Source organism: Halodesulfovibrio sp., assembly GCF_015482765.1.
GTDB lineage: Bacteria > Desulfobacterota > Desulfovibrionia > Desulfovibrionales > Desulfovibrionaceae > Halodesulfovibrio.
Genome location: NZ_JADMLB010000061.1, coordinates 1 through 14,454, shown reverse-complemented (window position 1 = coordinate 14,454; position 14,454 = coordinate 1). Strand labels below are relative to the sequence as shown.

The following is a 14,454-nucleotide window of genomic DNA, read 5'->3' as shown; positions in this document are numbered from 1 at the left end:
TCACTCTTCTAGAAGGAGCGATGCAAAAGCCCAGAGAACCTTAGTCCTCTGGGCTTTTGCATGACGATAAACATATATCATTCTATATTAAATAGATAAAAACAAAAAAATGTGTTCACATTTTGAAGAAGAAATACCATCAATCCCAAAAAAGCTTTTCCTTTTTTTAACATGAAAACTCGTAACAAAAAAAAACTTCTACTATTTTTTGAACACATACCCCTATGTTCAAAAAAAAATTAAACTTACAAAAACATGTTATCATTTTATATAAAAGCGCTACCAGTCGCTTAAATTTTCTTTTCATTGTTATATTACAATAATATTTTTTCTTTACACGGTTAATAGTGATGCAACAATCATTAAATTTTTTTTTTAAACATTCATAACTTGTTATTTTGACAATTCATATTTTTAAAACAATAGATGCATACTATACCAATATCCTCTCGTGTTTTTTCACAAACCAAACAATTTGCCTTTACGTATTGAAATAGAAAATCTGATTTGCATAACACTTGCAAAATAAAAAAACATATAAAAAAAAGAGGAACTATGTGAATACATTCCCACGTCTTAGGGGGAAAACATGAAAATACAACGTTATATCTTACTTCTATTGTTTAGCACTGCAGTTCTTTTGCCTGGTTGTGATCTGTATGATAAAGGATTCTCCTTTCAGCAGTCTTCAGGATCAAATGGGTCGGAAAAAAATATTACGCCTCCAGCTACACCAGAAACGATCTCAGGCGCAGTTGTAACAGCTCCAGTCCACAATACATCCGTGGACATTATGCTTAATGGCGAATTAGAAAATATAGGCTATACTGAAAATGGCATTATTCACTTCACCAACCTCAGTATCATCAGTAAATTCCCTGTTATTCTCTATGCTAACCAGCAAAGAAAAGGGCATTTTGCAGACGGCACGCAGGTGAACATTAAACCACGTGGTATAATGATGTCTGAAAAAGACTCGCCATACATTACGCCGCTTACAACTCTCGCCGCTCTTATGTTTGAACAAGGGCCACAAACTCAAAAAGCTGCAGAGCAAATTAAACGCAAAATCACTCTACTTGTTCACAACACATATGGATTGCCTCACTTCAACCCTTTTGCAGACCCTGCCCAAGAAGGGCTTTCAAAACATGAAGTACTCCAGCAAGCATTTTTAGTTACATTAGGATTAGGTTTAGAAACAGACGCCATTGCAATGGATACTTTTATCCCAACTGTTACCGACATAGTACATAAAATGGAGAGTGATACTTTTTTAGGTGCAGTAAAAAGCATTAATCCAAACCTTACTTCCACAATTCCAGATTACATAACCGCTCATCAAAGTGAGATTACGAGCAGAGCTTCTTCACTTCTTGCAAAAAGCGAGACAGATCCTGAGCAACAAGAAATATCCAGAATCAATTTTCTCAAAGAGATGAATGAGATCGTCAGTTCAGAATTCAATTATACAGCAGTGCCGGTTCGTTTTCTGAAAACCAAAGTAAAAGAAGATGGCTCTTATTCAAACCTACCACCTACAATCCCCCTCCCTCGAAACAGTACTCCTATTCCTTTTCATTTCAAAATCACTCTTCTTGGAAACGAAGACAGCATAGCTGAGACAACCGCTAATAATACAAAAGAACCTACCCCTGTATATTCTGGTGAATATGTTGTTACTGCAATCAATGCCCTAGGTGTCCTTAATGAAGGAAGTCCTCTTTCACCCAATCAGGACACTCAACTTTCAGCACCGTCTCAACCATTCGAGAATGGTAGCGAGTTTACATTTTTTTTAGATAGCGGGGCTATCGTTGGCTCTTCGCATCAAATAACGTTTACTTCAGTCTCCGATCCAACAATCACCGCTACAATTACGTTCATTGCTGAGGAAGAAGATGCTGTAGTTATCAAGTCTATCGATGGAACTAGTAGTAAAAAACTATTTGTCTTTAGCGGAGGCGACCACACGACTATTGTTAAAAATTCGTCATGCTCACTTGTGGAATCTCAACTAGCTGCGACTGTAACAACAGATATCAATGCAATCTCTTCAGAAGAATTAATAAAATCCGTTGGCGTAAAGTTTAAACTCCCAGAGGGGTTAGCATTCAAAATTGACGATGCACTAATTGAAGAAAAGCTCATTACAACTCCACCTGAAACTACTGCCGATTCATTTATATTCACTCTCCCCTCCTGGGTTGAGATCGTCACATTAAAAGATGTTTCAGTTGAAAAGAAAAAAGTTACTATGCAGGTAATTAATCTTGAAACCAAGGAAGTCATTGCAGAGGACACCCTTGAAGGCTGCTTTGTTTCCAGAATAGCTCTTAACCAAATCGTTGACATGCAACTTGTTGACTCCCCTTCTCTAGTGCAAACATACCCCGCAGACCATGAGGATCCAATTGTAACTCTCCCTGACTTTACGTTCAATTGCAGGATATTATCGTGGTATGACCTTGCAGAAATCCCTAAAGAAGAGCAGCCTGAATATCCCTTAGGAGAAACACCACTATCCGTGATGCTTCGCTTTGAAAATGAAGAAAGTTCATCAAATGGCTTCGTGAAAGACAACGGTGAATGTGTACGTGAAAAAAATATTGACTTTGCCATCATCGTCAGAGGCAACACAATGCTGACCCTTGAACTTAGGAACTACATGCCTGACTGGAAAGATTGCAGACTTCAAATTAAGCCGTATACATCTTCAGATATTGTCCGCTTTGTTTATACTCTAAATGTAGCCCCAAACACAAAGCGTTATGCTTCCGGCCACCTCACCTTTAAAACACAATAGAAAAAACTAAGGGGCAACACTCGTCAGTGCTGCCCCTTAGTTTTTTCTAGAACTGCTTATTCCAAAAACAATACTTCTTTTTACACTTTGATGAATCAATCAACACACAAATATTCTTTTAAAAACAGTATATTAGAATCAAAGATAGCATAAAAAACACCTACGTAATCACTCAAAATTGGTGCTAAACTGCAAAGTTGCGCCTTTCCCTTTTCCTTTTTGTCAGCTTGTCCTACAGTCGACCCGTGTTCTTTCATCAAGTTTGGAGTAAGTGCAGTGTCCGACCAACCGACGATCACCAACAGAGTTACGTTATTGCTGGTCTTTATGTTCTTTTTCTCTGCGACCATCGGCATTACGTACATCTATTACATGAATAAAGTTAAGCAGGATGCGATAGTAGAATCGCAAAAATCTATGCTTACAGGCTACAAGCGCAGCATAGCCTACTCCATTCGTACCATTTCGGACTTGTTGGGCAATCAACTAAAGAACACCCCCCCCAGTGAGCATCAGGCTCAAATCCAAAAAGCTGTAAAAAAACTGCGTTATGATTCTGACGGATACTACTTTGTGTACAACACAAAAGGTATTAACATTGCTCACCCCCTTCACCCAGAATTTATCAATACCAATCGTCTCACCCATGAAGATCAAAATGGACACCGCTACATTGCAGATCTCGCTGAAGCCGCGAAAAACGGTGGCGGATACACCACCTATTGGTTTTCCAAACCGGATAATAAAACACCGCTTCCTAAGCTTGCCTATGCTCAAATGATTCCCGGTACTGACCTGTGGATAGCCACAGGTATCTATATCGATACCATTGATGCAGAACAAAATGCTTTGACTAAGAAATTAGAAAGTCACGTCCAAAAGGCGATTATAATCGTATCAGTGGGTACAACCTTTGTACTGTTCTTCCTGGTTGTTCCGGCGAGCTTCTATATGATTAACACGATCATTCAACCTTGGAAGCAAATGGAACGTGAGTTGCGCCATGCACAGAAAATGGAAGCCATCGGTATTTTTGCCGGCGGCATAGCACACGATTTTAACAACATTCTCGGGGCGATAATATCGTGCAGTGAACTGGCGCTACTGGACATAAAGAAAAGTATGTCTGCCCATGAAGATTTACGTCGTATTCTTCAAGCTGCAAACCGCGGCAAGGCGCTGGTACGTAAAATTAAAGCATTCAGCACCCGTAACAGCACGCATGTACAACTGATGCGTCCTTCAACTGTGTTGCAAGAATGCATGCGCCTTCTTGAATCGTTTATCCCTGCTACCATTGATGTTTCTGTCCGCAACAGATGTGATTCAGCACTCATCTACGCTGATCCGGATCAATATCTTCAGATACTGATGAACCTTTGCACTAACGCTGTTCAGGCTATGGACGGAAAAAAAGGCAGCCTGCATATTGAACTAGCCATCCGTGAAGTAGGCATTGCCGAAGCACAGCATATGAAAATTGCAGCCTACCACTATGTCGCCCTTACAGTTCGCGACACTGGCACAGGCATTCCACAACACTTAATCGATCAAATATATGATCCATTCTATACAACCCGTAAAAAAGTGGGAGGCACAGGGCTCGGACTCTCAGTAATATCCTCTATTATAAAACAAAACAAAGGACACATCAGCGTTGACAGCACACCGGATGTGGGCACATCATTCACAGTACTTCTGCCATATGCCGGCAAGTCTGAAGAAGTTGCACCGCAACCGCTCAACGCAATACAAGTTCAGGGCGGCACAGAATCCATCCTCTTCGTAGATGATGACAAAGACCTTGCCTACCCTGTTCAAAAACTATTTACACACTACGGCTACAATGTATCTCTGTTCACCAACAGTCAGGATGCGCTTACTGCATTTAAAGCTGCTCCGGAGAATTTTGACCTGCTGTTGACAGACCAGATGATGCCGCATTTAACTGGAACTGAGCTCATCAAAGAAATTCATTCCGTTAAACCGAATATGCCGACAATTTTATACAGCGGGTTGGAAGGAAGCGACCTGTGCGCAGAAACTCCTTCCGAATGGGAAGACCTTGGGGTCACTAAATTTTTCTCAAAACCGTTCGAACCGGCACTTCTGTGTGAAGCAGTCCGCCAGTTACTGAACGAATCCTGCTCAACAGACAAGGAACCTCATGAATACACCAGCAATACTCATAATTGATGATGATCCTGAAGTAACGTATGCGCTTAGCCGTGCAGCACGCCATCTCGGATACGCTGCTGACTCCGCTGCCACAATTCATGATGCTCTGTTTAAAGCGACACAGCAGGAATTTGATGCTGTGTTCCTTGATGTCCAGCTGCCGGACGGAAACGGCATGGATATTATCACCGACATTATGAACCAGCCGGCTCACCCTGAGCTTATCATCATAACCGGTAACGGCGACCCCGACGCCGCTGAACTGGCTATTTCCAATGGTGCATGGGATTACGTGGAAAAGGGAGACTCCATCCATACCATTATGGATACTCTCTCAAATGCACTTGAATACCGCTCCGATAAACTCTCCTCCCGAAAGGTTCGTCAAATTCAAGCCTTACGAAGAGAAAACATTATTGGTGACAGCAACGCCATCACACGCTGCCTTGAACAGGTCGGAAAACTTGCAGACAGCGACATGAACGTGCTTCTTTCCGGTGAAACAGGAACAGGCAAAGAACTTTTTGCGCGCGCATTGCACAACAACAGCGCACGCAGTAAAGGACCTTTCATTGTTGTAGACTGTGCAGCCCTGCCCGAAAATCTTGTTGAAACCATCCTTTTCGGACATGAAAAAGGTACATTTACAGGCGCGTTGCAGGATAAAGAAGGACTTATTCTCCAAGCTAACAACGGCACATTGTTTCTGGATGAAATCGGTGAACTCCCCCTTTCCACACAGAAAGCCTTTCTTCGTGTATTACAGGAACGGACAGTGCGTCCGCTTGGCAGCAAAAAGGAAGTTCCCTGTAACTTCAGACTCATCTCTGCAACCAACAGAGATCTTGAAGCAATGCAGACAGAAGGCACCTTTAGAACTGACTTAGCATTCCGCATCTGTGCTGCAAAAATCACTCTTCCGCCGCTTAGAGAAAGACGGGGCGATATATCCCTGCTTATTGACCATTACATGACACTTTTCTTTAAGAAAAACTGTCTGGATTCAAAAGCATTCAACCCAAGTGTTCTTACAACGCTTGAAGATTACGACTGGCCGGGAAACATCAGGGAACTCGTCAATGCTGTTGAATTCATGGTCTCAACGTCTAAGAATGAATCCCGCATCTTTATAAAACATCTGCCACCGGCATTGCGAGCCCGACTTGCAAAAAACCGTATCACTCCGCATGAAACACCGAAGGAAGGTCTGCCGTCCAACTTCTCATATGAAGCCAGCGACGAAGGTCTCCCGACAATGCAGGAACACAGAAACGCAGTCATTGAAAAGGCAGAACACAGCTATCTGACTCACCTGCTGAACTCTACAAAAGGCTCAATTAAACAGGCTGTAGAACTTTCAGGACTCTCACAATCCCGCCTGTACGCCTTGTTGAAAAAACACCATATTAAATAACTCCCCAACCCAACGGGATGTAATGCCCTAACAAGGCAAACAATCGTATATTTCAATAAAGAAAGGGCTGTCCTTAACCATAAGGACAGCCCTTTCTTTTACTGTTTGCTAAAAAACAAACGCGGCATTCCTGCCCCACAAAAAAACTGTGTAATCAACCACTTCTCTTTTCTTGCGAGACAAGAGGATTTTCCTGCGACGCAAGAAAATCACAGGAATATTTCATCAATCAAACAAAGTTAACATATTGTTTTAATGCACTTTATTGTTTTATATCTTTTGGCATATTCCATGCTTTTAGCAAAGTACTCGACCCGCTTTGAGGGTCACCGCTCAACACTAACGGTGCAGAACTAAGCAGAGTTGTTTGAAAGTTATCATCAACAATTCTTTTATCCCCTGCACCACAAGTACCTGCTAAGGAGAGACCATGGATGCTAGTACGCTCACGCTACATGTAAGAAAAAACGGAGCCGGAGTCGGACGCCTTGATGTCATGCAAATGTTGTCAGGAGTTCTGCTTATAGTTTTTCTCTGGGCACACTTGATGCTTGTTTCAAGTGTTCTCATCAGCCCTAAACTTATGGACGCCATTGCATGGTTCTTTGAAGCCACCTACATGGCACAAGTCGGGGGTCCACTGATCGGCCTGCTTATTTTTACGCATTTCCTTCTCGCTGCACGCAAAATGCCTTGGCGCGCTTCAGAAACAAATGCTTTCGTAAAACATAGCGTAATGATGCACCATAAAGACACCTGGCTCTGGCTTGCTCAGGTTGCTACTGCGCTTCTCATTCTTGTTATGGCTTCCATCCACATGTGGGTTGTTCTTACAGACCTCCCAATTACAGCAGTAAAAAGTGCTGCCCGTATTCAAAGTGGAACATGGCTTCCATTCTACCTCGTTCTTCTTCCTCTTGCCGAAATCCATGTTGGCATCGGTTTCTACCGCATCGGCGTAAAGTACGGATACATTACCAAAGCAAACCGTAAGTGGTACCAGCGTCTTGAAAACTACATGATGGGCGGCTTTATCACTATCGGTCTTATTACCCTTATCCGCTTTTTGTTCCTTACGGTTTAACTGCCAACTCGATTAACAGGATTATCTCATGCAAATTATTTATAGTGATTTACTCTGTATAGGCGCAGGACTTGCCGGGGAACGCGTTGCTGTAGAAGCTGCTAAGGCCGGTTTTAATGTAACTTGTCTTTCAATCGTTCCCCCTCGCCGTTCTCACTCTTCTGCTGCTCAGGGTGGCATGCAGGCGGCACTCGGTAACGCAATCATGGGTGACGGCGACTGTCCTGACATCCACTTTGCTGATACCGTAAAAGGTTCAGACTGGGGTTGTGACCAGGAAGTAGCCCGTATTTTTGCAGACACTGCACCAATCGTAATGCGCGAAGTTGCTCACTGGGGTGTTCCTTGGAACCGTGTAGAAGCAGGTGTTCATACCTACTACAAAGGCGGTAAGCCATTTGATGCTGAAGAAAAGCGTGATAAACATGGTCTTATCCATGCCCGTGCATTCGGCGGTACTGCTAAGTGGCGTACCTGCTACACCGCGGACGGTACAGGACGCTCTGTTCTTAACACGCTCGACTCTATGTGCCTTCGCTATGAAGTAGGTATTCATGACCGTACTCAGGCTGAAGCACTTATCCATGATGGCGAAAACTGCCTCGGCGCAATCGTACGCTGTCTTAAGACCGGGGAATTAAAAGCATACCTCGCTACAGCAACACTTATTGCTACCGGTGGTTACGGTCGAATTTACCGTGCTACAACAAACGCAGTTATCTGTGACGGCGGCGGTCAGATTGCAGCTCTCGATACCGGACTCGTTCCAATGGGTAACATGGAAGCTATCCAGTTCCACCCAACCGGAACAGTACCTACCGACATTCTCGTAACAGAAGGCTGCCGCGGTGACGGCGGTACCCTGCTGGACGTGAACGAATATCGCTTTATGCCGGATTATGAACCGGAAAAAGCAGAACTTGCCTCCCGTGACGTTGTATCCCGCCGTATGCAGGAACACATTCGCAAAGGACTCGGCGTTAAATCCCCATATGGCGATCATCTCTGGCTCGACATCCGCCATCTTGGTGAAAAACACATTACCACCAAGCTCCGTGAAGTATACGATATCTGCACGAACTTCCTCGGTGTTAACCCGATCCACGATCTCATCCCAGTCCGCCCGACTCAGCACTATTCTATGGGTGGTATCCGCACCAACAAAGACGGCGCAGCATACGGCCTTAAAGGTCTGTTCTCCGCCGGTGAATCAGCCTGTTGGGATATGCACGGCTTCAACCGCCTTGGTGGCAACTCCCTTGCAGAAACAGTTGTTGCTGGTCGCTATGTTGGTAAGAAAATTGTTGAATTCCTGCAGGGTCACACTGTTGATTTCAAACAGTCTGCCATTAACGATGCCCACACTAAAGTGGCAGCACGCATTATGGAAATGACCAAAAGCAGCAGCAAACAGGAAAGCGCTATCCAGTTACGCGACGAAATGCACAGCACCATGATGGATAATGTTGGTATTTTCCGTAACGGCAAAGACCTGCAAGCTGCAGTAGATAAGCTTGATGAACTGATCGACCGTTCCAAGAGCATCAAACTTCAAGGCACTGCAATTGGTTTCAACCCAGAAATCTCATTGGCTCTCAGAATACCGGGCATGCTCAAACTTGCTCAGTGTACTGCATACGGCGCTCTCATGCGTACAGAATCACGCGGCGCACATACTCGCGAAGACTTCCCGGAACGTAACGACAAAGAATGGCTCAACCGCACATTGGCTTACTGGAAAGATGGCGAGACCCGTCCTGAACTGAAATACGAAGAGACAACTCCATACTTTGAAATTCCTCCGGGCGAACGCGGTTACGGCGGCGGTAAAATTATCGCAGCTGACATTCCGGAAGAAAAGCTTCAAGTGCCGGGCAAAGGCACAGATAAAAAGAAAGCAAAACAGACCAAAAAAGCCAGCTAAGGAGCAAAAGTATGAGCCGTCGTCTACATATTGAAGTATTCAGATACAACCCGCTTGATCCTAATTCCGAACCGCACATGCAGTCATTTTATGTAAATGAATACGACTCCATGACTCTGTTCATCGCACTCAACCTGATCCGCGACGAACAGGACCCGACAGTACAGTTTGACTTCTGCTGCCGTGCAGGCATCTGCGGTTCCTGCGGCATGGTTATTAACGGCAGACCGGGGCTTGCCTGTCACACACAGACAAAAGACCTGCCAGATCATATTGTTCTGCACCCGCTGCCGGTATTCAAACTCATCGGTGACCTTTCCGTTGATACCGGAACATGGTTCCGCGATGCAGGCGCACGCATTGAAGCATGGGTTCATAACGACCATGACGACTTTGATGCAAGCGCTGAAGAAGTACGTATGGAAAACGATTTAGCAAATGACATCTTTGAGCTTGATCGTTGCATTGAATGTGGCTGCTGTGTTTCTGCCTGCGGTACAGCCCGTATGCGCGAAGACTTCCTCGGGGCCACATCTATTGCCCGTATTGCCCGCTTCTACCTTGACCCTCGCGATGAGCGAAACGAAGAAAACTACTATCAGGTCATCGGTAATGATCAAGGCGTATTCGGTTGCATGGGCTTGCTTGGTTGTGAAGATGTTTGTCCTAAGCATATCCCGCTTCAGGACCAGCTTGGCATCATGCGTCGCATGCTTGCCATTCATTCCGTAAAAGGAATTCTTCCAAAACGTGTTCTTGATAAACTCAAACACAAAGGATGCTGCCATGAAAGTCATTAAGGCTGAACAGATTCATGACGCTGTTGTTGATCTGGTTTTAAAGGCTGCACGCTACCTTCCGGAAGACGTCAAAACCGCCATCCGTGTTGCACGTAACAACGAGACTTCTGATTCTGCAAAAGAAATTCTCGGCCAGCTTTTAGAAAACGCAGATCTTGCCAAAGAGTCCGGACTTCCGCTCTGTCAGGACACAGGCTTAGGCGTTTTCTATGTTGAAATCGGTGATGAAGTACAGATTGAAGGAAATATTACCGACATCATCAACAAAGCAATGATCGACGGATACGAAAAAGGTCTGCTCCGCAAATCTTCCTGTCATCCGCTGACACGTAAAAACACAATGGACAACAGTCCTGCTGTTATCCACTTCACCCACGTTGCCGGTGACAAACTTAACATTAAGCACATGGCTAAAGGCGGCGGTTCCGAAAACATGTCCCGCTGCACCATGCTTACTCCGGCTCAAGGCTGGGAAGGCATTAAAGAGTTTGTTGTGCGCCGTATGGCAGAAGCAGGCCCTAACCCTTGCCCTCCTACCATCGTAGGTATCGGCATCGGCGGTACGTTTGATCTGGCTCCGGCTTTAGCAAAAGAAGCACTCTTCCGTCCTCTTTCTGCTGAAAACCCTGATCCTGAACTGGCAGCAATGGAGCAAGAGCTTCTTGACGAAATCAACCAGCTCGGCATCGGCCCAATGGGACTTGGTGGTAACACCACATGTCTCGGCGTAAAAATCGCCATGCGTCCTTGCCACATTGCAAGCCTGCCGCTTGCTGTAAACGTACAGTGTCACTCTTCCAGAATTAAGGAGGTTACACTCTAATGCCTACCTACGAAATGACATCACCATTGAAAGATGAAGACATAGCAAAACTGCGTGCAGGCGACGTGGTAAAGCTTTCCGGCACTATCTACACAGCACGCGACGCTGCTCATAAACGTCTGTGCGACATGCTGGATAACAATGAGAAACTTCCTTTCGAACTGCAAGGCGCAGTGATCTACTACGTAGGTCCAAGCCCTGCTCCAGAAGGCAGACCAATCGGTTCCGCTGGCCCCACCACCAGCTACCGTATGGATACATATGCTCCGCGTTTGCACAGCCTCGGGGTTAAAGCAAGCGTAGGTAAAGGTAAACGCAGCCCTGAAGTTCGCAAGGCACTTCAGGAACACACCGGTGTATATTTTGGCGCAACCGGCGGCGCTGGGGCACTCCTCTCCCAGTGTATTACCGCAGCCAAAGTAATCGCGTTTGACGATTTAGGCCCTGAGGCAATTCGTGAATTGACCGTAGAAAGCTTTCCACTGCTCGTAGTAAACGACAGCCATGGTGGAGAACAGTACGCAAAACCAAACTTCGAATTTTAACTCATCAAAAAAGGAAAAAGATAATGGCATTGTTCACTAAAGAAGAAGCGCTTGACTATCATAAGCTTCCACGCAGAGGTAAAGTTGAAGTTGTACCTGTGAAGCCGTGCGGCTCTCAAAAAGATCTTTCCATGGCATACTCTCCGGGTGTTGCAGAAGCATGTAAAGCAATCCATGCTGATCCTGCTGCAGCTGCCATGTACACAGGCAAATCAAACCTCGTGGCTGTTGTTTCCAACGGAACCGCAGTTCTCGGTCTCGGCAACATCGGCCCACTTGCCGGTAAGCCGGTTATGGAAGGTAAAGGCGTTCTCTTTAAAACATTTGCAGACATCGACGTATTCGACATCAACCTTGATGTTACCGATTCTGATGAGCTTGTTCGTATTGTTAAAGCAATGGAACCTACCTTCGGCGGTATCAACCTTGAAGATATCAAAGCTCCGGAGTGCTTCTACATTGAAGAAACTCTGAAAAAAATGATGAATATTCCTGTATTCCATGATGACCAGCACGGGACAGCGGTTATCTCCGGCGCAGGTCTCATCAACGCATGTGAAATCACCAATCGCAAAATCGAAGATTTAAAAGTTGTTGTTGTAGGCGCAGGTGCAGCAGGTATCGCTTGTACCAAGTTCTACGCACAAATGGGCATAGACCCTAAAAACATCTTCATGTTCGATTCCCGAGGACTGATCCATAAAGGCCGTACAGACCTTAACCCGTACAAAGCTGAATTTGCACAGGATAAAGACTACGGCTCACTTGAAGAAGTTATTAAAGGCGCAGACTGCTTCCTCGGTCTCTCCAAGAAAGGTCTGCTCACTAAAGATATGGTTCGCTCAATGGCAGACAGTCCTGTCATCTTTGCAATGGCGAACCCTGATCCTGAAATTACTTACGATGATGCTAAAGAAGCCAACCCGAACTGCATTATGGGTACAGGTCGTTCAGACTACCCTAACCAGGTTAACAACGTGTCCGGCTTCCCATACATCTTCCGCGGCGCACTTGATGTAGGCGCAACCATCATTAACGAAGAAATGAAAGTCGCAGCAGCACATGCTCTCGCAGATCTGGCAAAAGAGCCGGTTCCAAGCGAAATTTGTGAAGCCTACGGCGTAGAATCCCTTTCCTTCGGTATTGATTACATTATTCCAAAGCCACTCGACCCACGAGTCCTTGAATGGGAAGTTCCGGCAGTAGCCCAGGCTGCTATGGATACCGGTGTTGCAACAATGCCAATCGCAGACATGGAAGCATACAAGAACGACCTCAAGAAACGTATTACAGCTTCTCATGACCGCATCGCCCCGTTCGTAGATAGCTACTACAAATAATCAATGCCACAGAAAACCGCCTGCAGCGGCAACTGCAGGCGGTTCCTGAAAGCGCGACCACAGGTTATCAGGCTCGCGCCACATCGTTCCCCCTTAACAGAGGATACGACATGAAAAAATTTGCTTTTCTCGTCTCTATTGTCGGAACTGTCCTGTTTTTAGGATGTTCTCTTGCATTTGCGGCAGCTGCTCCTGAAAGTGCATCAATGGACGCCTACATTACTCTTGGCATCCTGCTTGTTTCCGCAGTCCTTTTCTTCTCAGATATTATTCCACTTCCAGTAACAGCAATGCTTGTTCCTGTTTCGTTAAGTATGTTTAATATCATTCCTGCAACCGCTGCTTTTGCTAACTTCGGTAACAAGTGGGTAGTTATTTTCATGGCAATGTTTATTGTCGGTGAATCTACCTTTATTACCGGTTTTGCAGATAAAATTGGCCAAGCTACAGTAAAACTTTCCAAGGGCAGCGAAATTCGCCTGCTCGTGCTGGCAATGTGTTCTGTTGGTGTACTTTCCGCGTTTCTTTCCAACACAGGTACAACAGTAGTTGCTATCCCGATGATTATGGGCATGTGTGCATCAGCCAACATCCGCCCAAGTAAAATTCTTATGCCTGTTGCATTCGCTGCATCGCTTGGCGGTACCATGACACTTGTCGGTACTCCGCCGAACGGTCTGGTAAACTCAGTACTTGAAAAAATGGGTCCTGCCGGAATCGAGCCATTTGGCTTCTTCGAATTCGCAAAAATCGGCGCTATCCTGTTTGTTGTAGGCATCTTATACTATACTTTCATCGGGCACAAATTCCTTCCTGACAACACAGCAGAATGTGAAGAAGGCGAAATTATGAAGCCTTCCCGTCCAGAAAAAATGTGGTGGTCACTTATCATCTTCTTCTTTGTAGTTGTTGCCATGGCTACTAAAATTATGCCTCTGGTTACCGCAGCAATGCTTGGCGCATGTCTCGTAATCATCACCGGCTGTATTACAATGGAAGAAGCCTACAGGTCTGTTGACTGGACAACCATCTTCCTGTTTGCGGGCATGTTGTCCATGTCTACTGCTATGAAATCATCCGGCGCTGCACAACTTATCGCCGACACAGTCGTTCATTATGTGACAAGTCCATATGCACTGCTAGCTGTTGTCTGCGCTGTAACAGCTTTGGTAACAAACTTTATGTCTAACACAGCAACAGCAGCGCTTATGGCTCCTTTAGCTATTCCAATCGCTGTTAACAGTGGTCTTTCTCCACTGCCTTTGGTTATGGGTATTGCAATGTCTGCTTCTGCCTGTTTCCTTACCCCTGTAGCTACCCCGCCTAACACCATCGTGCTTGGCCCGGGTAAATATACCTTCAGTCAGTATGTAAAAGCAGGCTGGCCACTTCAGGTTATCTGCTTTGTTGTAATTGTTGCGGTTGTTCCTCTTATCTGGCCGTTCAACCCTACCGCTCCATAATGAACAGATCCGCCAGAAAGAATCATAGTTCCAAAAACATTCACAGTTTGAAACCCCCATAACACAAAAAAAAAGCT

At 45.2% G+C, this 14,454-nt stretch carries 10 protein-coding genes; all 10 read left to right on the top strand.

The window, feature by feature from the left end; genetic code table 11:
- The first annotated feature begins 589 nt into the window (after positions 1–589).
- The gene (locus QZY95_RS10645; protein WP_290923255.1) at positions 590–2,806 is read left to right on the top strand and encodes a hypothetical protein; all 2,217 of its coding nucleotides are present in this window, start codon (positions 590–592) and stop codon (positions 2,804–2,806) included.
- Positions 2,807–3,082: 276 nt separating this feature from the next.
- Positions 3,083–5,002 carry a cache domain-containing protein gene (locus tag QZY95_RS10640; RefSeq protein WP_290923253.1) on the top strand — a complete coding sequence of 640 codons (1,920 nt, stop codon included), beginning with the start codon at positions 3,083–3,085 and terminating at the stop codon, positions 5,000–5,002.
- Positions 4,974–6,398, top strand: a complete 1,425-nt coding sequence (locus QZY95_RS10635; protein WP_290923251.1) for a sigma-54 dependent transcriptional regulator — start codon at positions 4,974–4,976, stop codon at positions 6,396–6,398. The genes QZY95_RS10640 and QZY95_RS10635 overlap by 29 nt, the downstream gene beginning before the upstream one ends.
- A gap of 430 nt (positions 6,399–6,828) precedes the next feature.
- On the top strand, positions 6,829–7,482 hold the full coding sequence (locus tag QZY95_RS10630) for a succinate dehydrogenase/fumarate reductase cytochrome b subunit (protein ID WP_290923249.1): 654 nt from the start codon (positions 6,829–6,831) through the stop codon (positions 7,480–7,482).
- Between the two features lie 28 nt (positions 7,483–7,510).
- Complete coding sequence (locus tag QZY95_RS10625) at positions 7,511–9,406, top strand: fumarate reductase flavoprotein subunit (protein ID WP_290923233.1); 1,896 nt, start codon at positions 7,511–7,513, stop codon at positions 9,404–9,406.
- An 11-nt stretch (positions 9,407–9,417) separates the two neighbouring features.
- A complete protein-coding gene (locus QZY95_RS10620) occupies positions 9,418–10,206 on the top strand; it encodes a fumarate reductase iron-sulfur subunit (protein WP_290923231.1) in 789 nt (262 codons plus the stop codon).
- On the top strand, positions 10,193–11,029 hold the full coding sequence (locus tag QZY95_RS10615) for a fumarate hydratase (RefSeq protein ID WP_290923229.1): 837 nt from the start codon (positions 10,193–10,195) through the stop codon (positions 11,027–11,029). Before QZY95_RS10620 ends, QZY95_RS10615 begins: the two co-directional genes overlap by 14 nt.
- Positions 11,029–11,574 carry a Fe-S-containing hydro-lyase gene (locus QZY95_RS10610; RefSeq protein ID WP_290923227.1) on the top strand — a complete coding sequence of 182 codons (546 nt, stop codon included), beginning with the start codon at positions 11,029–11,031 and terminating at the stop codon, positions 11,572–11,574. The genes QZY95_RS10615 and QZY95_RS10610 overlap by 1 nt, the downstream gene beginning before the upstream one ends.
- Before the next feature lie 23 nt (positions 11,575–11,597).
- On the top strand, positions 11,598–12,914 hold the full coding sequence (locus tag QZY95_RS10605; RefSeq protein WP_290923226.1) for a malic enzyme-like NAD(P)-binding protein: 1,317 nt from the start codon (positions 11,598–11,600) through the stop codon (positions 12,912–12,914).
- Between the two features lie 110 nt (positions 12,915–13,024).
- Positions 13,025–14,377 carry an SLC13 family permease gene (locus QZY95_RS10600; RefSeq protein ID WP_290923224.1) on the top strand — a complete coding sequence of 451 codons (1,353 nt, stop codon included), beginning with the start codon at positions 13,025–13,027 and terminating at the stop codon, positions 14,375–14,377.
- Positions 14,378–14,454: the final 77 nt, after the last annotated feature.

What these genes read in the sequence shown, in the direction of transcription:
- QZY95_RS10615 (WP_290923229.1), top strand. Translation starts at nt 10,193, where the DNA reads ATGAAAGTCATTAAGGCTGAACAGATTCATGACGCTGTTGTTGATCTG.
- QZY95_RS10630 (WP_290923249.1), top strand. Translation starts at nt 6,829, where the DNA reads ATGGATGCTAGTACGCTCACGCTACATGTAAGAAAAAACGGAGCCGGA.
- QZY95_RS10620 (WP_290923231.1), top strand. Translation starts at nt 9,418, where the DNA reads ATGAGCCGTCGTCTACATATTGAAGTATTCAGATACAACCCGCTTGAT.
- QZY95_RS10610 (WP_290923227.1), top strand. Translation starts at nt 11,029, where the DNA reads ATGCCTACCTACGAAATGACATCACCATTGAAAGATGAAGACATAGCA.
- QZY95_RS10625 (WP_290923233.1), top strand. Translation starts at nt 7,511, where the DNA reads ATGCAAATTATTTATAGTGATTTACTCTGTATAGGCGCAGGACTTGCC.
- QZY95_RS10600 (WP_290923224.1), top strand. Translation starts at nt 13,025, where the DNA reads ATGAAAAAATTTGCTTTTCTCGTCTCTATTGTCGGAACTGTCCTGTTT.
- QZY95_RS10645 (WP_290923255.1), top strand. Translation starts at nt 590, where the DNA reads ATGAAAATACAACGTTATATCTTACTTCTATTGTTTAGCACTGCAGTT.
- QZY95_RS10635 (WP_290923251.1), top strand. Translation starts at nt 4,974, where the DNA reads ATGAATACACCAGCAATACTCATAATTGATGATGATCCTGAAGTAACG.
- QZY95_RS10605 (WP_290923226.1), top strand. Translation starts at nt 11,598, where the DNA reads ATGGCATTGTTCACTAAAGAAGAAGCGCTTGACTATCATAAGCTTCCA.